The following is a 17,814-nucleotide window of genomic DNA, read 5'->3' as shown; positions in this document are numbered from 1 at the left end:
GTTATTTGAGGCTGCCCGACAGGAACTGGCGCAGGCGCTCGCTCTTCGGCGCCGTGAGCACGTCCGCGGGCGCGCCTTCCTCTTCGGTGCGGCCATGATGCAGGAACATCACGTGATTCGACACGTTGCGGGCAAAGCCCATTTCATGCGTGACGACGATCATCGTGCGGCCCTCTTCCGCGAGCCGCTGCATCACCTTCAGCACTTCGCCGACGAGTTCCGGATCCAGCGCGGACGTGGGTTCGTCGAACAGCATGACATCGGGATGCATCGCCAGCGCGCGTGCAATCGCGACGCGCTGCTGCTGCCCGCCCGACAGATGCGACGGATATTGTTTCTCGACGCGCGGCGGCAGTCCCACCTTTTCCAGATACTCGCGCGCACGCTCTTCCGCTTCCTTTTTCGACACGCCGAGTACGTGGCTAGGCGCTTCCATCACGTTCTCGATGGCCGTCATGTGCGACCACAGGTTGAAATGCTGGAAGACCATCGCGAGCTTGGTGCGCACGCGCTGCAACTGCTTGTGATCCGCGACTTCGAGATTGCCGGTCTTGTCGGCTTTTGTGCGCACCGCTTCGCCATCGACGATGATGCGCCCCGCGTTGGGCCGTTCGAGAAAGTTGATGCAGCGCAGGAACGTGCTCTTGCCCGAGCCGCTCGCGCCGATGATGCTGATCACGTCCCCGGCTTTCGCGGCGAGCGAGACGCCCTTCAGCACTTCGTTGTCGCCGTAGCGCTTGTGAATGTCCTCGGCGACGAGCTTGGTCGCAACGTCCTTGACGGTGGGCTCCAACGCGTTCTCCTCGAGTGATGACAGGGTGTGGTGCATGGGATCGGATTCTACCGCCCGCTGCGGCGGCTGATGCGATGGCTGATGTGGCGGCTCATGCGCGGCGTGTCCGCACCGCGCCGGCCGGCCGCAGATACGCGAGCCGGCGCCGCTCCGCGTGCCGGAACGCCGCCACCAGCGCGAACGAAATCGCCACGTAGAGCAGCGCCGCCACGCCGAACGATTCGAATGACTGATAGGTTGCGGAATTGGCGTCGCGCGCGACCTTCAGGATGTCCGGCACGGTCGCGGTGAAGGCAACCGTCGTTGCATGCAGCATCAGGATCACTTCGTTGCTGTACAGCGGCAACGCGCGGCGCAAAGCGGACGGCAGGATCACGCGCCGGTACATCGTGAAGGTGCTCATGCCGTAGGCGCGCGCGGCTTCCACTTCAGCGTGCGGAATCGCGCGGATCGCACCGGCGAAGATCTCGGTCGTATAGCCGCAGGTGTTGAGCGCGAACGCCAGGATCGCGCAATTGAAGCCGCTGCGAAAGAACGCCTCAAGCAGCGACTGCGTCCGCACGAACTCCAGGCTGTACATGCCGGTGTAAAGCAGCAGCAATTGCACATAGAGCGGCGTGCCGCGAAACACGAAGGTGTAGAGGCGCACCGGCGTCGCCAGCCAGCGGTTACGCGATACCCGCGCGCACGCCAGCGGCACCGCCGCGCAGAAGCCGAGCGCCAGCGACGTCGCCAGCAGCCAGAGCGTCACGACGAGACCCGACGCGCGCAGGCCGTCGGAATAGAGGAAGGGGCGCCAGTATTCGGCGAAGATCTGGATCATGGCTTGGCGCTCGCGGACGGGATCGGCGGGTTCAAAGTTCGGCGTGACGCACGCCGGTCGAATAGCGCCGCTCGAGCAGCGTCAGCACGACGTTCGACGCGCTCGTGATCGCGAGATAGATCAGCGCCGCGACCAGGATGAAGAAGAACATGTGGAAGGTGCTCTTGCCGGCATCCTGCGCGGCCTTGACGATGTCCGCGAGACCGATGATCGACACCAGCGCCGTCGCCTTCACCAGCACCTGCCAGTTGTTGCCGATGCCCGGCAACGCGAAGCGCATCATCTGCGGAAACAGGATCCGGCAGAACACGCGCAGGCCATTCATGCCGTAGGCGCTGCCCGCCTCCAGCTGGCCGCGCGGCACGGCGAGAAAGGCGCCGCGGAAGGTCTCGGCGAAATACGCGCCGTAGATGAAGCCGAGCGTTATGACGCCGGCCGTGAAAGGATCGATGTCGAGCTGGTCCCAGCCCAGTGCGTCGGTCAGATGGTTCAGCGCGATCTGGATGCCGTAGAACAGCAGCAGCATCAGCACGAGGTCGGGCACCGCGCGGATCAGCGTCGTATAGGCGGTCGCGATGCCGCGCAACGGCGCATGCCGGGAGAGCTTCGCCGCCGCGCCCACGAGGCCGAGCAGCACCGCCACTGTCAGGGAGAGCAGCGCGAGCGCCAACGTCTCTTTTGCGCCCGCCCACAGGAGCGGACCGAAACCATGCAGGACCACGAGCCGCCTCCTTCGATGACTGGAATGGCGGCGATGCTCTCAGGACGGCTTTATTTGCTCAAGGCGGCAGGCGGCTGCGTGCTGCGACGCAACATGCAACGCCCGGGGCGGGCTGCGGCCGCGCGCCCCCGTCGAAACGCATGGCCTTATCGCGACAGACAGGAAAACCCGCAGCACCGCCGCCGACGAAAAATGCGCATTTCAGGTCGCATTTCCGATAGCGGACGGCGCGCGGCTCAGGCTTACTTGCCGACCAGGGCGCGCAGATGCTGCGCGACTTCACCGTTGGCCACGGCGATTTCCGGGCTGTCCTGCAGCAAGGGCAGGAACTGCTCCGCGAAGGCCGGATCGCGCGTACCGGCCCGGAACATGCCGAGCACGGCTTTCGCATGCTCGATACGCATTTCCGGCGTGGCCTCGCTGTCGTCGAGGACATCGTCGATGGCGGCGATCAGCGTCGAGAACGGCGCGAGCCAGCGATACGCCGAACCATTGATCACGATCTGCAGGAACTCGCCCGGCGACACCGCGCCGAACTCGGCCTCGTGCCGCGCGCGCAGATGCGCGAGCACGCTGCGATGAAGCGCGAGCAGCGGATGGCGTACGTCGCGCAGAAAAGCGGTGGCGGCTTGGTCGGTGATGGCGGTCATGGCGGGCCTCGTCGTAGGAGTTGCGCTTCAGTTGCGTTTCAGGAAGCTCCCTAAGTAAGGCCGTTTTGCCCGCGATCAAGCACCCCGCGTGCGGCCCGCGTAGCGGATGAATTCGGCCGCGGTCAGCGGCGGCGAGAACAGCCAGCCCTGCCCGAACTGCGCGCCGCGCGCATGCAGATAGGCGGCCTGCTCCTCGCGCTCAATGCCCTCGGCGATCACCTGCACCTCGAGCGTCGCCGCCATGTCGATGATGTGCGAGGCCACACTGCTCGACGCCGCATCCTGCCCGACCGTATCGACGAAGGACTTGTCGATCTTCAAGCCGTCGACGCGGAAGTTCTGCAAGTGCGACAGGCTCGAATAGCCGGTGCCGAAATCGTCGAGATAGACGGCGTGGCCCGCGTGACGGAACGCCCCGATGACTTCCTTGGCGGCATCGGCGTCGAGAAAGCTGCGCTCGGTCGCCTCGATGCGGATCTGCCCCGGCCGAACGCCCTGCCGCGCGAGCGCCGGGCCGAGCACGTCGAGGAAACGGTGCGTCGTCAGGTCGGGCGCGGAGAGATTCACCGACACGTAGTACTCGCGATAGCGCCGCAGAAAGTCGCCGAGTTCGAGCAGCACGGTATCGAGCACCTGGTCCGTGATGGCCTGGATCAGCCCGCGATGTTCGGCGAGCGGAATGAAATCGTCCGGCCGCACGATCCGGTCGTGATACTTCCAGCGCACCAGCGCCTCAGCCCCGACACAGCGGCGCGTGGCGAGTTCGACGATCGGCTGATACGCGACGATGAACTGATGACGGCGCACGGCGTCGCTCAGCTGGCCGCGCGGCGAGAGCCTGCGGAGGATGAAATACGCCGCCCAGCCGGCCACCAGCAAGCCCGCCGCCACGCCGCCCAGCAGCCAGCCCCACGGCAGCGTGCGCACGCGCTGGCGCCACGGCTGATGCGGGGCGCTGACGACGACCGCCAACGGCATCGAGGCCGAGCGCCGCACCACGTAGGGCGAACAGTCGCGCACGGGCGGCGCGGTCCGGTACACGGCGAGGACGGCGGCGGTGGCGGCGGCATCGGCGGCGGGCGCGCTGGCGATCACGCGGCTCACCTCCGTATTGATGACCGCGACGCCTTCCACCGGCGCGGCGGGCGCGCCATGGCTGTCCACGTACAGCGCGGGATCGGCGGCGATATAGAAGCCGTCGCGCCCCATGACCAGCGACGCCTTGCCGCCCGGCAGCCGCGCGAGGCCGTACCACGCGAGCATGCCGTCGCGCGAACGCCAGTCCGGCGGCGGCAGCATCAGACCGCCGGTGACGCCGTCGAGCGCGCCTACCGACACCGCGCCCAGCAGCGAGGAACATTGCCAGCGGCCGTCCCGGTCATAGGCGCCGGCATCGCGCACCTGCGCATGCGTGAGTGCGATGCGCCGCAGTTCGGTCAGATACGGCCGCGAGCACGGCGCCGCCGACACCCGGCCGATCTCGCCGAGCGCGCCGGAGAGGTGCTGGGTGAGATCCTCGGCGCGCCGCAGCGTGGCATCGGCGAACAGGTTGAGACGCCTGGTTTCCTCGAGCCGCTGGCTGCGCTGGGCGAACAGAAAGCCGATGCCCGCCGGCGCCAGCGCCGCAATCACCACGATGACGATCAGAAGCGCCGCCAGCGCCCCACGTTGAGTGTTGTTCATTGCGTGTTATGGTCCGCGGCGCGAGGCAGGCGACTCGCGCGCGTTTTCTCGTTCCCCGACGACAGTGAAACGACGCATCCCGCGCCGTCACCGCGCAGTCCCGGACAAACGACTTAGTGTAGGGGGCGCGCCCAGCCGCGTTCAACGATTTCTTTGCCCGAAAGCACACCGTTTTGGTGGGTTTCCGCACGGCTCCCCGGCCCTTTTTTTGCCGTGGTCACGCCATGCGAGAATCGCCGGTGCGAAATTCTCCTTTTTTGCACTGATCTCTGCCCGCCATGGCTCAAGACCCACCCTCCTCTCCGCTCGTGCGCGACGCCGCGTCCGCCGACTTCGACGGCATCGCCCGGATCTATGCGCATTACGTCGAGCACGCGCTCGCGACCTTCGAGGAAGTGCCGCCGTCCGCCGACGAATTGCGCACCCGCCACGCGGCCATCGCGGCTGCCGGCATGCCGTATCTGGTCGCCGAACTCGATGGCGTGATCGCGGGCTATGCCTACGCATCGGCCTACCGGCCGCGCTCGGCGTACCGGCATACCGTCGAGGATTCGGTTTATGTCGCCGCCGGCTTTCACGGGCGTGGCGTCGGCCGGGCGCTGCTCGGGGCGCTCGTCGAACGCTGCGAACGCGGGCCGTGGCGGCAGATGATCGCGGTGATCGGCAACAGCGGCAATGCCGGATCCATCGCGCTGCACGCGCGGCTCGGCTTCGAGCATGCGGGCGTGTTGCGCGACGTCGGCTTCAAGCATGGCCAATGGGTCGATACCGTGCTGATGCAGCGCGCGCTCGATCCGCTTCCGCAGCCCGCCGCGCAACCGCCCGCGCACAGCAGCTAAGATTCGAGCTTTACGTCCCGCGCGCTTCCAGCCTTGCCGACTTACACCCTCGCCTCCTCCGTCAGCGCGGAAATCGATATCCGCAAGAGCCGTTTCATCGCGTGCGCCATTCCCGTGGCCAATCGCGACGAAGCCATGCGCGAACTCGACGGCCTGCGGGCCGCGCATCCCGGCGCGACGCATGTCTGCTGGGCCCTGCTCGCCGGCGGCCAGTCCGGCATGTCCGACGACGGCGAGCCCTCCGGCACCGCTGGCCGCCCGATTCTCGAAGTGCTGCGCCATCACGAAGTGGACGGCGTGCTGGCCGCGGTCGTGCGTTACTACGGCGGCATCAAGCTGGGTGCGGGCGGTCTCGTGCGCGCCTACACCGACGCGATCGCCACCGCGATGCAGCAGGCCGAGCGCGTGGAGCGGGTCGAGCGCGGGCTGATCGGCATCGAGCTCGACTACGCCGACGAAGCGCGGGTGCGTCGCTGGATCGAGCAGCATGAGGCGGAACTCGTCGAGAGCGCGTACGGAATGACGGTGCGCCTCGTCGTGCGCATGGCCGCCGCCGCGCGTGAACCGGCGGCGCTCGAACTGCGCGATCTGACCAACGGCCGCGCGGGCATCGAGGTACGGACGTGACGGAGCCGGCCGCGGAGCCACGCGCCTTTGCCCTTGTCATCGAGCCGGATGGACACCTGGTCGCCGTAAGGGAGAACGAGAGTCTGCTCGAAGCCGCGCTGCGCGCCGGCTTGTCGCTGCCGCGCTCATGCCGCAACGGCACATGCCGCGCGTGCATGTGCCGGCTTGTCGATGGCGCGGTGTCGTATCGCGTCGACTGGCCAGGGCTGACAAAGGAGGAAAAGGCGCAGGGCTGGATCCTGCCCTGCGTGGCGCTGCCGCACGGCGACGTGACGATCCATCAGCCCGACACCCGCATGGCCGTCCCGGACACGCGCCCCGTGCGCCGGCGCGGCTTCTGACCCGGGTTTGTCGGTATTGTCGTCTTGAATCAACGATCTACGATTGGATTCCCGGAGCCGGCAGAGGAACAATCCACGCAAAGGGCGTGCAGAACGGCTCTCAAAAAGTGTACAATTGCGCTTTGCCCAAAATTCTGGCAGGGCCAGATCAACCGAGATTTCAATGACTAAAGTTCTGCTGAAAGAAAACGAACCGTTTGATGTTGCAATGCGCCGCTTCCGCCGTACCGTCGAGCGTACGGGCCTGATCCAGGAACTCAAGTCGCGCATGGCTTATGAAAAGCCCACCACCGAGCGCAAGCGCAAGAAAGCTGCTGCTGTTGCTCGCCTGCGCAAGCAGATCCGCCGCGCACAACTGCCGAAGAAATTCTATTGATCGATTGCGGGGCCCTGCCCGCATCGGTTCATATCAGTTCGGCATCGCCGCCTGAGTTCGATCGAGTCGCGGTTTCGCGCCGAGAAGGTTGCGCGGAAGCTCGCGGAGTGACGCACAATCTGGTGCGCCCCGGTCGATAGAGGTGGGCAAGATTGCTCAAAGCCTGCATGAGTGAGTGCTCATGCAGGCTTTTCGTGTTTCCGGGGCGGGTGTTGTTGAGAGAAGGTGTGCTTGGCTGCGCGGACGAGGCGTGGGGTCCATCCCCCGGGTCCATCCCCCGGGTCCATCCCCCGGGTCCATCCCGTACGGGACTCGACTCGATGTGCAGGAAACGGACGCACAAAAGCAAAGAGCCCGGCTTGACCGGGCTCTTTGCTTGACGATTTGGTTGCGGGGGTAGGATTTGAACCTACGACCTTCGGGTTATGAGCCCGACGAGCTGCCAGACTGCTCCACCCCGCGTCTGAAGAGTTAAATTATAGACTGAAGCGGCGATCGGAGTCAAACATTCTTTGCGTTCAGCGATATCGGAGCAGGCGCAAGCGATTCGCGTCGGCTTGCCGCCTGTGTCGCCTGCTGATGCGCCCTCGACAGCTTGCCCAGCAACGGCAGCAGCGCAATGGCCACCACCGCTCCGCCGGCCGCCAGCCATCCCAACCCGAAGAACAAGTGCGTATAGAGCGGCAGCGACTGCGCCGCATCGAGATTGCCGGCCGGCATGCGCGCGAAGTTGGCGACGACACTGCCGAGATACTGCGACACGCCCGTCGCGACGAAAAACGCGCCCATCATGAAACCGCCCATGCGCGCCGGCACGTACCGCGCGATCATCGCGAGTCCCAGGCCCGAGACCAGCAGTTCGCCGAACGAGTACAGCCCGTAGCCGGCCACCATGAACCACGACGAGACCCGCCCTTCCACCGCGTAGCGCCCGCTCAAACCGAACACGAAGAAGCCGATGGCCACCACCACGAAGCCCAGCGCGTACTTCGCGGCCACCGGCATGTCGCGTCCGCGCCGGGCCTGACGCGCATACGCGAAGGCGAGCAGCGGGCTCAGCACCATGATCCAGATCGGGTTGAGCGCCTGGAACTGGGCGGCGCTCCAGGTGAACAACGCGATGCCGCCGATCGAGAACGCCGGGTCGACGTTGCGCAGCGCGAACAGCGTGAGCGACGTCGACATCTGCTGGTAGAAGACGAAGAACAGGATCACCTGGAGCGTCAGGATCAGCGCGGCGATCAGGCCGGCGCGCTCGCTGCGGTCGCAGGTCTTGAGCATGAAGCCGAAGATCGCCAGGATCGCGACGCCCGCCGCATACACGCAGGCCACCGCGACCTGCTTGTGCTGCAGGATGAAGACGGTCGAAGCGGCCAGCGCAAGCGATCCCGCGATCACTGCGAACACGCGCGACCCGCGCAGCGGTTCGTCATCGGGCGCCGAGCCGACGTGTGCAAGCGACCGGCGCAGCAGCGCGAAATTGAGCAGTCCGAGCAGCATGCCGCCGCAGCACACGGCGAATGCGGCGTGCCAGCCCCAGTGATCCTTGATCCACGGCGTGGCGAGCATCGAGAACGTCGAGCCGATATTGACCGCCATGTAGTAGATGGTGAAGGCGCTGTCGATGCGCGCATCGTCGCCTTCGAAGATGCGGCGCACGAGGTTCGCCGCGTTCGACTTGAACAGCCCGTTGCCGACCACGATCACGCCCAGCGACGCATACATGAAGCCCAGCGTGTCCACCGGCAGCGCCAGCATCAGATAGCCGCACGCGAGCACGATCGCGCCCGCGATCATCGTGCGGCGCGCGCCGAGCACCTTGTCGCCGATCCAGCCGCCGATCGACGGCGCCGAAAACACCAGCGCGGTGAAGGCGCCCCAGGTCAGGTTGGCGTGATCGTCGGCGAAACCGATCTTGTCGATCATGAACAGCACGAGCAACGCGGCCATCCCGTAATAGCCAAAACGCTCCCACATCTCGATCAGGGAGACCGTCGTGAATGAACGTGTCTGCGATATTGAAGTCTGCGTTATTGAACGTGTCTGCGACGTGCCAGGCGATGAGTTAATCATGAGCAAGAAAATCCTTCGAACAGCGAGGGGTGAGACGGCCGGATGAGAGTCGTCTTCTTCGGCAGAAAACACGGCAATACATGAGCACCGGTTTTCACAGCGATGATGAATGCGTAACCGAAGAATCAGCGTAGACGCAGAACCCGTGATTATCGCAAATCATGGAGGGTAGCCGCCGCGGGAAGAATGACAATCCGCAAAGGGCGTAACAGAGAAAATCGGCGATTGATGCGTGAACAGCGCACGGCGCAGGCGCGCCGGACGTGTGGAGAGGAAGTATTCATCGATCGTCCATTGCCACATCGTTTTACGAACTTATCGCACAACGATGATCTCGGCGTCTCGACGCACTCAAAAGGATCGCTTTCGGGCGCGTCAGTTGATTTAAGTCAATCGCAAGGTTATTGCGACTGACGAGTGCCGGATTTTCCGGTTATTCGTGCATGCGGTCACTCGGGAATAGCCCTGACACATAAACCTTCTTTTATTCGCAATAACCGGATGTGATAATCGAAAACATGCAGTCGTCATAAAAGAACATAATCAGGCGGCCGGCCGTCGAACGAATGCCAGCATGACGCCGAAACCGATCATCAGCGCACCGCTGATCCGGTTGAACCAGGCGAAGCCGCGCGCGCCCCGCGACATCGAGCCGAGCCGCGCCCCCAGCAGCGCGTAGATGAAAATGGCCACGAGTTCGAGCACCAGGAAGGTGGCGCCGAGGATCGCGAAGCTGGTCGCGTAGGCGCTTCGGTCGACGAACTGCGGAAAGAACGCAGTGAATACCAGAATGGCCTTCGGATTGCCCGCGGCCACCCAGAACTCCTGTTTCGTCAGTCGCGCGATGCTCGCCGTACACGGCGCGCTTTTCGGCTCCGTCGCAAGCAGCGCCGGTCCCGAACGGAGCAGTTTCAAGCCGATCCACACGAGATACCCCGCTCCCGCGAACTTGATCGCCGTGAAGAGCGTCTGCGAAGCCAGCAACAGCGCGCCGAGCCCCAGTCCGGCGATGGCGATCATCACCGCGAAGGCGGCGAGCCGTCCGAACGATGCGCGCACCGACGTGCGCACGCCGTCGCGGGCGCCGTTCGACAGCGACAGCACGTTGTTCGGCCCGAAGGCCATGTTGATCGCGAAGCAGGCGGGCAGGAAGACGAAGAAGCTTTGCAGCGACATGGGACACCCGCGAGACGGACGGATTGAAACCGTCAAGCTAGCACGCGCATCCTGCCCGCGAAAGCATCAGAAGCGATGCCGGATGCCCGTACCGATCATCAGTTGATTGCGCCCGCTCGACGGATCGTTGGTGTTGATCACCGCCGGCGCATTCGAGGACGCGCGTTGATAGATCGACTCCAGATACACGTCCGTGCGCTTGGAGAGCAGATAGTCGACCTGCAGCGCGCCTTCGTGCCAGTGCGCGCCGCCGCCATTCGTGTAGACGTACATGCCGGCCAGCATGATGGCCGGCGTCAGCTTGTAGATGCCGTTGATCTCGTAGTTGTTGAGCCCGAGCGAGGGGACCAGGTCGCCGCTGTCGGCATCGATGACGCCGGAGTTGATCGCGCGCGAGAACGCTCCGCTCAGCGTGAATTCGCCCAGCTCGTAACTCATGCCGACGCCAAAGGTGTTCTGCTGCTGGACGTTCGCGGTGAAGACGCTGCCCTGGGTGGTACCGGGCAGCGCGAGGGCTTCGTAGGCGCCGGTCGTCGTGTTGCCGCGGCCGTTGTTGTGCAGATAGGCCGCGCCGGCATTGAACGAGCCGAGCGAATAATTCGCGCCGACGCTGTACGCGCGGTTGTCCGAGAACGCGCCCGCCTCGTTGGAAAACGCGTACAGCCCGCCGAAGCTGAAGCCGCCATAGGAAGCGCTTGTGTACTTGACCGAATTCGATGCCAGGAACGAGTTGTTGGCGTTGTCGTTGTCGAGCAGATGCGCGAAGGCCGTGCCGCCGATGTTGCCGGTCAGCGTGAAGGTCTGGAAATAATCGTGGATGGAATCGTACTGACGGCCGAAGGTGACCGTGCCGAGCCGGTCCGAGCCAATGCCGACGTAGATCGGATGATCGTTGAGGCCTTCGCCGGTCGCGACCGACAAGCCGCGTTCGAGACGGAAGATCGCCCGCGCGCCCCCGCCGAGGTCTTCCGAGCCCTGCAGGCCCCAGTAGCTGCCGTCGATGGTGCCGGTGGTCAGCCGATACTGCGAATGGCCGCCGACGTTGCTGGTCCAGGCCAGTCCTGAATCCAGTTCGCCATACAGTTGCACCGAACTTTGCGCCCAGGCGGCGCAGGGCACGCCGAGCAAGGACGCGGCCACGGCCATGGAAACGGCTCGCACGGCCGCGAGCGGCACGAGTGGAGCATCTGCTTCGGAGCATGACGACACAGAGGAAGGCGGGCTTGGTCGGGTCGGCATGACAGTCTCCGTTGTTTCTCCGTTTGAGAAAGATTGTCAGTTTTGTGAAGAGGCTTGTCAGAAAAAAATCCGCGGTGACTGCATCTGTGTCCTGGAACCAACGAACAGTCGTGCAGCGCTTTTTTTTGTCTTGCCGATTCGTCGCGCTTGAGCCTATTCAGCCGATTGAGCCGATTGAGCCCGGCCGACGCCGCATCCGGCTTGCCGCTAGAATCGACACGCCCTTTCCTCACTCACCGACTCCGTCGAAGCCACCATGCCCTACCCGACTCGCGCCATCCTCACGGGCCACACACGCGGACTCGGCGCCGCGATAGCCGCTCAACTGCTGGCCCAGAATATCGAGGTGCTCGGCCTCTCGCGCACCGCCAATGCCGGGCTTGCCGCCCGCTATCCTGGAGCGCTGAGCCAGGTCGAACTGGATCTCGCCGACTTGTCCGCGCTCACCGACTGGCTCGCGGGCGATACATTGATCCGCTTCATGGACGGTGCGCAACAGGTGCTGCTCGTCAACAATGCCGGCGTGCTTGCGCCGGTCGGCGGCCTTGCCGACCAGTCGCCCGCGCAGGTGGCGCGCGCGGTGAGCGTGAACGTGGCGGCGCCGATGATGCTGGCGGCGGCCGTCGCGGAGTGCGCCGCGCGTTCCGGCGGGCAGTCGCCGGATACGCGCATCGTCCATGTTTCGAGCGGCGCCGCGCGCAATGCCTATCCCGGCTGGAGCATCTACTGCGCGACCAAGGCCGCGCTCGATCAGCACGCCCGTGCGGTCGCGCTGGACGGCAGCCCGTTGCTGCGCATAAGCAGCGTGGCGCCGGGTGTCGTTGATACCGACATGCAGGCGGAAATCCGCGGCACCGGGCTCGACCGCTTTCCGCTGCGGGAACGCTTCGACGCCTTGAAACGCGACGGCCAGCTCGCGACGCCGGAAGACTCGGCTTGCAAGCTCGTTCAACATCTTCTGAGCGATACGTTCGGCAGTCACCCGACCGCCGATGTCCGCGACTTGCCCTGACTGCGGAAGCCGCCTCTCAGGCGGCCGCGCCTGCCGCGGGCGGCAGTTCGAGCGCCGCGCGCGAGAGCGCGTCGGCGCGCTGATTGCGGGCACGCGGAAGCCACTGGATGCGCGCATCGCCGAGTTGCGCGAGAAGCGCGCGCGCCTGATGCGCGTGAGCCGCAAGCGCGCGAATGCCGGAGGGTTCAGCCGCGTTCACGTCATCGATCACCACGCGGCTGTCGCCGTGAATCACGATGCCCTGCGCCCGCTCGCGCAGCGCGGCTTCGAGCACCGCGATGAGGGCGCGATATTCCGCCACGCTGCTGTCGCCATGGCCGCACGCGGCGCTGATCTCCACCGTCCGGCCGCACGGCCCGACCAGCACTCCGCCGATCCCGAGCCGGCCCGGATTCGGCAGCGCCGAGCCGTCGAACCACGCGCGCCATGCGCCCGCGACACACTCAGGCTCGCGCACTTGCGCGGCGATCGATCGTTCGGCCCGGTGCATCTCGCGCTGGCGCCGCGCAGCTTCATCCTTGCGTTGGGTTGCACGGCGGGCATCGACGAGCGCCTGTACGGTCTCTCCGGCAGCGGCCTTGGTCAGCGTCCTGTACAGCGCCGCATGTTCGCTGATGGCCGCGCCCCGGGCGAGCCTGCGGCTTTGCATGCGTTCTCGTTTGTAGGCAACGGCCAGCAGTTCGTCGAAATCGATCATGAGACCCGGGCGAAATGAGCGAACGCCGAGCTTAGCAGACCCGGATGGGGCGGCCGTGCACTGCCCGTCCGTATGGGTACGGCTGTTGCTCACTCAATGCAGGACCGTCGCGCGCAGTCCAGGAGCCGCGGGAGGTCTGTCCGCAACTGAGCCAAGGAGCAGAACATGAGTGATTCGATGGGATCGTCTTCCGGCGGCGCGAAGATCGTCGGCAAGGGCGCGGCAACCGCCGCGGGACCGGGGCCGGATGTGATGGCAGCCAGCACGCTCGATGGCAATTCGGTGATCAGCAGCGATGGCCACGATGTCGGCTCGCTGAAGGACATCATGCTCGACGTGAGCAATGGGCAGATTGCGTATGCGGTGCTGTCGAGCGGGGGATTTCTCGGAATCGGCAATAAGTTGCTTGCCATTCCATGGAGCGCGCTCACGCTCGACACCGACAACCGCTGCTTCCGTCTCGATGCAACAGCTGAACAGGTTCGCAACTCTCCGGGTTTCGACAAGGACGCGTGGCCGTCGATGGCCGATCACGTCTGGGCCAGCACGGCGCATCAGCACTACGGGCGCGAGCCGTACTGGGCGACGGATCGCGCGAGGGACGTGAGTCAGGCCGGGGCCATTCCGCCCGAGGGCGTCGATGCGCCCGAGGCGGGCGGGGTCAAGCTCTGACGAGGTAACCGACAGCGTTGACCGGCCGCGAGATCAGTCGAGCGGCCGCTCGCCGACCTGCATGTTGGTGCCTTCCGTTTCATCGGTCAGGGCGCGGAGAACGTCTGACGCAAAATCTTCGATGGCAAGGTGCCACTCGATCGTGCCGACGGCGAAGTCGTTCGGATTGCGCTTCCCTTGCGCCCGGCGAATCGCTCCTACCGAGAGACTCAACGCGCGTGCGTGCTGGAAGTGCGGGTCGTCCGAATCGATGAAGGGGAGTTGGTCTTTGTTCATGGTACCTATTACGGTCCTTGCCGACGAAACTTGAGAAGGGCACACGGTACGCAATCGTTTGCGCGAGGGAATGCCCTGATTCCAATGCAAAGCTATCTGAACCTTGCCGGAAATTCGGGTGTCGCAGCATTCGACATCCTGCGTACCGGCATCATGGTGCGTTTCGTCAGCGGCGGGACTTATTTGTATGACTATCACGTGCCTGGGCGTACGCACGTGGAAGCAATGAAACGCCTGGCCCTGAGCGGCCGTGGTCTCAGCACCTATATTTCACGGCTTGGCGCGGAGTATGCCAAACGGATCGCTTAGCTGCTCGAACCACGCATTTTACGCGAAGTAAATAGTCTTACTTCGTACGAATCGTTTGACGCAGGTCTCGGCGAATCGTTGGGATGCCCAATGAATATTATGATTATCAGAATGCGTCCGAAAGGCAAGCATCGTCCGCCGGTGCGGCATGGTCGATGCTGACATCCCTGTAAGCGGCGCACTCGCGTCGACTTTCAAGGAGACGGTCATGAAAGCCACTTTCGCCATCAGCGGTGCCCTACTCGCGCTTTGCAGCGCAACAGCGTTCGCCCAGGACATGTCGCGCGATCAACTCATGCAGAAGCCTCAGCAAATGCAGCCCGGCAAGCACGAGTCCGTGCCGACGCCTCGCACCGGCGATGCATCGCGCGGCGGCGTACCTTCGGGTACCTCGGGAAGCGGAACACTGATGCAGCAACGCGAACACGGCATGTCGTCCGACGCGCCGTCCAACCCGCCGCAATCGACCGGCACCATGAAGCAGTGAGTGGTGCATGCGCGTGGCGTCGATGAAGCATGCGACGCCACGTGACCACATCATTCAAGACCTCGGGTTCGCCTGAACCGATCTTGCTTCGCGCAGGACCGTGCGCATGAAGCGTATATGCTGTTTTCTCCACATGACCAAGAGAAAACGGATGAGCACACCGCACGTCAAGGTGCTGCCAGAAAGGCGGCGTGCACGTGAAGAAGAGCGAACTGCTGCGCGCCGCAATCGCGATGCTCGACGCCGCGCCGGAGAAAAAGTTGATCGCAGCGATCAAGGCGCTCGAGACGGTGAAGACGGGACGACCGTCGAACGTTTGAGCTGCATCGATGGGTGAATCTGGATCAACGCCGTCGCCGCGAGTAACTGCGAGTAACCGGATAGTTAGCGCGGCGGGCGCGCCCAAAGACTTCGATACAAACCAGTGGTACAAAACAAAAATCCCGCATGGCCGATGACCATGCGGGATCCGATGTCTGTCCTGGCGGAGAGAGGGGGATTCGAACCCCCGATAGGTTTTACCCTATACACGCTTTCCAGGCGTGCGACTTAAACCACTCATCCATCTCTCCGGAAGACCGCGATTATACCAAGTTCCCGCCACTGCGCCAGCCCCTACGGATGGCGAATGTAATCCACCAGTGCGCGCGTATAAGCGTCCGGCTTGCGGTCCAGCAGACTCACCGCGATCGCCACCGCGAACCCTGCCGGCACGCCGAACACCCCCGAACTGATCGGCTCGATGCCAAACCAGCGCGCCCCCGCAAACCCGGTGAGCTGCACGAAGAACGGATAAGTCGACACGATGTAGTACACGCACACCACCAGCCCCGCGATCATCCCGGCGACGACCCCGCGCTGCGTCGTGCGCTTCCAGAACACGCCGAGCACCAGCGCCGGAAACAGACTCGACGCCGCCAGCGAGAACGCCGCGCCCACCAGGAACAGGATGTTGCCCGCATTCAACGACGCCACATACGATGCCAGCAGCGCCACGCCCAGCAGCAGGATCTTCGAGATGGTCACGCGCCGCTGACTGCTCGCGCCGCGATCCACCATGCAGTAATAGACATCGTGCGAGAGCGCATTGGCGATCGTCAGCAGCAGTCCATCGGCTGTCGAGAGCGCCGCCGCCAGTGCGCCCGCCGCAATCAGCCCCGAGATCACATACGGTAGCCCCGCAATCTCCGGCGCGGCCAGCACCACCATGTCCGGCTGCATCTGGATGCCTGCCCAGCGCACGATGCCATCGCCATTCACGTCGTTGATCCGGATCAGATAGGGTTCCACGCGTCGCCACTGCGTAACCCATTGCGGCAGATCCGCGAACCGATGCCCCACCAGTCCCGTCAGGATCTCGTGCTTGATCAGCACCGCGAGCACCGGCACCGTCAGATAGAACAGCGCGACGAAGAACAGCGTCCAGCCGACCGAACGCCGCGCCGACGCCACCGACGTCGTCGTGTTGTAGCGCGTGAGAATGTGCGGCAGGCTCGCCGTGCCGATCGAAAGACACAGCAGCAACGCCAGGAAGTTCACCTTGTGCAGACGCGGGCTCTCGTCGCTGGCGGAGCCTGGCGCGAAGGCTTCGGCCATCGGCACGGGAGCGGCCACGCGTTCGCTCAGCGCATCGCGCTCGCGCGTCCACTTGACCTGCGCATCGGCGGGATCGCGCGGAAACGCGGCCAGTTCCCGCTCCCGCTCGTTGATCTCGCGCAGCGGCCCGTTATGCCGCCGCAACTCGGCGATCTCCGCCGTCAGCCGCGCATGCTCGACGTGGAACGACTGTGGCAACGCGTCGATGCGCTCCTGCACCCGCGCCGCCTGCCGCTGGAAATCGGCACGCACGCGCGCCTCGTCCGGCGACACCGCCACCGCCCGCTCCAGCGCCTCGACCCGCTCCATCACGCGGCCATAGTTCAGTTGCGGGAACCAGCCGAGACCTTCACGATGCGCGATCATCGACACGGGAATCAGCATCGCGCTGATGAGGATGATGTACTGCGCCACCTGCGTCCACGTCACGGCGCGCATGCCGCCGAGAAACGAGCACACGAGGATGCCCGCGAGTCCGCAGAAGATGCCGATCGAAAACTCGATGCCGATGAAGCGCGAAGCAATCAGCCCGATGCCCTGGATCTGCGCAACGAGATACACGAACGAACAGAGAATCGCCGCGACGGCCGCCAGCGCGCGCACCAGGTTGCTCGAGAAGCGCGTGCCGAGAAAGTCGGGAATCGTGTAGCGGGCGAGCTTGCGCACGTACGGCGCAAGCAGGAACGCGACGAGACAGTAGCCGCCCGTCCAGCCCATCACGTAGGCGAGGCCGTCGTAGCCGCTCGCATAGATGGAACCCGCGAGGCCGATGAACGACGCCGCCGACAGCCAGTCGGCGGCCGTCGCCATGCCGTTGAACGCCGACGGCACGCGGCGCCCCGCCACGTAGTACTCAACCAGGTCCGAGGTGCGCGACAACAGGCCGATCACCGCATAGACCGCGATCGGCACGAACAGGAACACATAGCCGATCCACGTGCCCGGTCCCGTCGTGCGCTCGATGCGCTCCATCAGGAAGATGAACAGCAGGAAGCCGAGCGTATAGAGCGCGTAGGACAGGATCAGCCGGTTCGTGAGCTTCATGCGCCCTCGCCCTGTTCCGCGCGGGCGACGCGCAGCAGGCGCGCATCGGCGACCTGCATCAGCACGATATAGACGACGATCAGCCCGACATACACCAGGATCGCGCCCTGCGCGCCGAAATAGAACGGCAACGGGAAGCCCGCGACGCGCACGTGATCGACGCGTTGCGCCACCAGCGGCAAGCCGAACGAGACGACGAAGCCGATCGTCATCAGCAAGGCAATGAGTGCGAGGTTGAAGCGCCAGTACGTGCGATGCGCGCGCGCCATCGCGGCCGAGACGGGCGGCGGGGAAGCGGGCGGCTGGCTGGAGGAATCGGCGGGAGGGGTGGCCATGCGGTTTTTTAACAAAACCGCATGGCATCGGCAATCAGGATCGAC

At 64.7% G+C, this 17,814-nt stretch carries 21 protein-coding genes and 2 tRNA genes; 9 read left to right on the top strand and 14 right to left on the bottom strand.

What is annotated here, in order from left to right; all coding sequences use genetic code 11:
* Window position 1 precedes the first annotated feature (1 nt).
* From QCE69_RS04910 to QCE69_RS04890, 5 genes are all read right to left on the bottom strand, one after another.
* Window positions 2-829 carry an ATP-binding cassette domain-containing protein gene (locus QCE69_RS04910; protein WP_309929680.1) on the bottom strand — a complete coding sequence of 276 codons (828 nt, stop codon included), beginning with the start codon at window positions 827-829 and terminating at the stop codon, window positions 2-4.
* A gap of 55 nt (window positions 830-884) precedes the next feature.
* The gene (locus QCE69_RS04905; protein WP_309929678.1) at window positions 885-1,616 is read right to left on the bottom strand and encodes an ABC transporter permease; all 732 of its coding nucleotides are present in this window, start codon (window positions 1,614-1,616) and stop codon (window positions 885-887) included.
* A gap of 31 nt (window positions 1,617-1,647) precedes the next feature.
* A complete protein-coding gene (locus QCE69_RS04900) occupies window positions 1,648-2,337 on the bottom strand; it encodes a histidine ABC transporter permease HisQ (protein WP_309915151.1) in 690 nt (229 codons plus the stop codon).
* Between the two features lie 242 nt (window positions 2,338-2,579).
* Complete coding sequence (locus tag QCE69_RS04895; protein WP_309929677.1) at window positions 2,580-2,987, bottom strand: hypothetical protein; 408 nt, start codon at window positions 2,985-2,987, stop codon at window positions 2,580-2,582.
* 75 nt (window positions 2,988-3,062) lie between these two features.
* Window positions 3,063-4,670, bottom strand: coding sequence for an EAL domain-containing protein (locus QCE69_RS04890; protein ID WP_309929675.1), 1,608 nt, complete (start codon window positions 4,668-4,670; stop codon window positions 3,063-3,065).
* Between the two features lie 278 nt (window positions 4,671-4,948).
* Here QCE69_RS04890 and QCE69_RS04885 point away from each other — a divergent pair, with 278 nt between their 5' ends.
* From QCE69_RS04885 to rpsU, 4 genes are all read left to right on the top strand, one after another.
* The gene (locus QCE69_RS04885; RefSeq protein WP_309929673.1) at window positions 4,949-5,509 is read left to right on the top strand and encodes an N-acetyltransferase family protein; all 561 of its coding nucleotides are present in this window, start codon (window positions 4,949-4,951) and stop codon (window positions 5,507-5,509) included.
* 33 nt (window positions 5,510-5,542) lie between these two features.
* Complete coding sequence (locus QCE69_RS04880; protein ID WP_309915140.1) at window positions 5,543-6,136, top strand: YigZ family protein; 594 nt, start codon at window positions 5,543-5,545, stop codon at window positions 6,134-6,136.
* On the top strand, window positions 6,133-6,477 hold the full coding sequence (locus QCE69_RS04875; protein WP_404987295.1) for a 2Fe-2S iron-sulfur cluster-binding protein: 345 nt from the start codon (window positions 6,133-6,135) through the stop codon (window positions 6,475-6,477). The genes QCE69_RS04880 and QCE69_RS04875 overlap by 4 nt, the downstream gene beginning before the upstream one ends.
* A 163-nt stretch (window positions 6,478-6,640) precedes the next feature.
* Window positions 6,641-6,853 carry a 30S ribosomal protein S21 gene (gene rpsU / locus QCE69_RS04870; RefSeq protein WP_006999077.1) on the top strand — a complete coding sequence of 71 codons (213 nt, stop codon included), beginning with the start codon at window positions 6,641-6,643 and terminating at the stop codon, window positions 6,851-6,853.
* Window positions 6,854-7,238: 385 nt separating this feature from the next.
* Here rpsU and QCE69_RS04865 read toward each other — a convergent pair.
* The 4 genes from QCE69_RS04865 to QCE69_RS04850 all read right to left on the bottom strand — a co-directional run bounded on the left by QCE69_RS04865 (window position 7,239) and on the right by QCE69_RS04850 (window position 11,248).
* Window positions 7,239-7,315 (bottom strand) — tRNA-Met (locus QCE69_RS04865).
* Between the two features lie 39 nt (window positions 7,316-7,354).
* The gene (locus tag QCE69_RS04860) at window positions 7,355-8,926 is read right to left on the bottom strand and encodes an oligopeptide:H+ symporter (RefSeq protein WP_309929672.1); all 1,572 of its coding nucleotides are present in this window, start codon (window positions 8,924-8,926) and stop codon (window positions 7,355-7,357) included.
* 543 nt (window positions 8,927-9,469) lie between these two features.
* Window positions 9,470-10,102 carry a LysE family translocator gene (locus QCE69_RS04855; protein ID WP_309929671.1) on the bottom strand — a complete coding sequence of 211 codons (633 nt, stop codon included), beginning with the start codon at window positions 10,100-10,102 and terminating at the stop codon, window positions 9,470-9,472.
* A gap of 66 nt (window positions 10,103-10,168) precedes the next feature.
* Window positions 10,169-11,248, bottom strand: coding sequence for a porin (locus QCE69_RS04850; protein WP_309919631.1), 1,080 nt, complete (start codon window positions 11,246-11,248; stop codon window positions 10,169-10,171).
* 349 nt (window positions 11,249-11,597) lie between these two features.
* Between QCE69_RS04850 and QCE69_RS04845 the strand changes: the two genes are divergently transcribed.
* The gene (locus tag QCE69_RS04845) at window positions 11,598-12,353 is read left to right on the top strand and encodes an SDR family oxidoreductase (protein ID WP_309929670.1); all 756 of its coding nucleotides are present in this window, start codon (window positions 11,598-11,600) and stop codon (window positions 12,351-12,353) included.
* Between the two features lie 16 nt (window positions 12,354-12,369).
* Here the strand turns inward: QCE69_RS04845 and QCE69_RS04840 are convergent, their stop codons facing one another.
* Entirely contained in the window at window positions 12,370-13,050 is a 681-nt protein-coding gene (locus QCE69_RS04840; RefSeq protein ID WP_309929669.1) for a ribonuclease HI family protein, read from the bottom strand.
* A gap of 165 nt (window positions 13,051-13,215) precedes the next feature.
* On the opposite strand from QCE69_RS04840, the gene QCE69_RS04835 reads away from it, so the two are divergent.
* On the top strand, window positions 13,216-13,722 hold the full coding sequence (locus tag QCE69_RS04835; RefSeq protein WP_309929667.1) for a PRC-barrel domain-containing protein: 507 nt from the start codon (window positions 13,216-13,218) through the stop codon (window positions 13,720-13,722).
* Window positions 13,723-13,755: 33 nt separating this feature from the next.
* Here QCE69_RS04835 and QCE69_RS04830 read toward each other — a convergent pair whose 3' ends face one another.
* Window positions 13,756-13,998, bottom strand: coding sequence for a hypothetical protein (locus QCE69_RS04830; protein ID WP_309929665.1), 243 nt, complete (start codon window positions 13,996-13,998; stop codon window positions 13,756-13,758).
* Between the two features lie 84 nt (window positions 13,999-14,082).
* On the opposite strand from QCE69_RS04830, the gene QCE69_RS04825 reads away from it, so the two are divergent.
* The 3 genes from QCE69_RS04825 to QCE69_RS04815 all read left to right on the top strand — a co-directional run bounded on the left by QCE69_RS04825 (window position 14,083) and on the right by QCE69_RS04815 (window position 15,114).
* The gene (locus QCE69_RS04825) at window positions 14,083-14,307 is read left to right on the top strand and encodes a hypothetical protein (RefSeq protein ID WP_309915124.1); all 225 of its coding nucleotides are present in this window, start codon (window positions 14,083-14,085) and stop codon (window positions 14,305-14,307) included.
* 208 nt (window positions 14,308-14,515) lie between these two features.
* On the top strand, window positions 14,516-14,794 hold the full coding sequence (locus QCE69_RS04820; protein ID WP_309929663.1) for a hypothetical protein: 279 nt from the start codon (window positions 14,516-14,518) through the stop codon (window positions 14,792-14,794).
* A gap of 197 nt (window positions 14,795-14,991) precedes the next feature.
* Window positions 14,992-15,114 (top strand): hypothetical protein, encoded by a 123-nt coding sequence (locus tag QCE69_RS04815; protein WP_309915119.1) that lies wholly within the window; start codon window positions 14,992-14,994, stop codon window positions 15,112-15,114.
* A 162-nt stretch (window positions 15,115-15,276) separates the two neighbouring features.
* On the opposite strand, the gene QCE69_RS04810 is transcribed toward QCE69_RS04815, so the two are convergent.
* The 3 genes from QCE69_RS04810 to QCE69_RS04800 all read right to left on the bottom strand — a co-directional run bounded on the left by QCE69_RS04810 (window position 15,277) and on the right by QCE69_RS04800 (window position 17,769).
* A tRNA-Ser gene (locus tag QCE69_RS04810) sits at window positions 15,277-15,366 on the bottom strand.
* A 43-nt stretch (window positions 15,367-15,409) separates the two neighbouring features.
* The gene (locus tag QCE69_RS04805) at window positions 15,410-17,434 is read right to left on the bottom strand and encodes a sodium:solute symporter family protein (protein WP_309929662.1); all 2,025 of its coding nucleotides are present in this window, start codon (window positions 17,432-17,434) and stop codon (window positions 15,410-15,412) included.
* Window positions 17,431-17,769 (bottom strand): DUF4212 domain-containing protein, encoded by a 339-nt coding sequence (locus QCE69_RS04800; protein WP_309929660.1) that lies wholly within the window; start codon window positions 17,767-17,769, stop codon window positions 17,431-17,433. The genes QCE69_RS04805 and QCE69_RS04800 overlap by 4 nt, the downstream gene beginning before the upstream one ends.
* Between the last annotated feature and the right edge of the window lie 45 nt (window positions 17,770-17,814).

Source organism: Caballeronia sp. LZ032, from assembly GCF_031451315.1.
Classification (GTDB): Bacteria; Pseudomonadota; Gammaproteobacteria; order Burkholderiales; family Burkholderiaceae; genus Caballeronia.
Note: the sequence above shows the minus strand (reverse complement) of the source record. Positions and strands in the feature narration are given on the sequence as shown.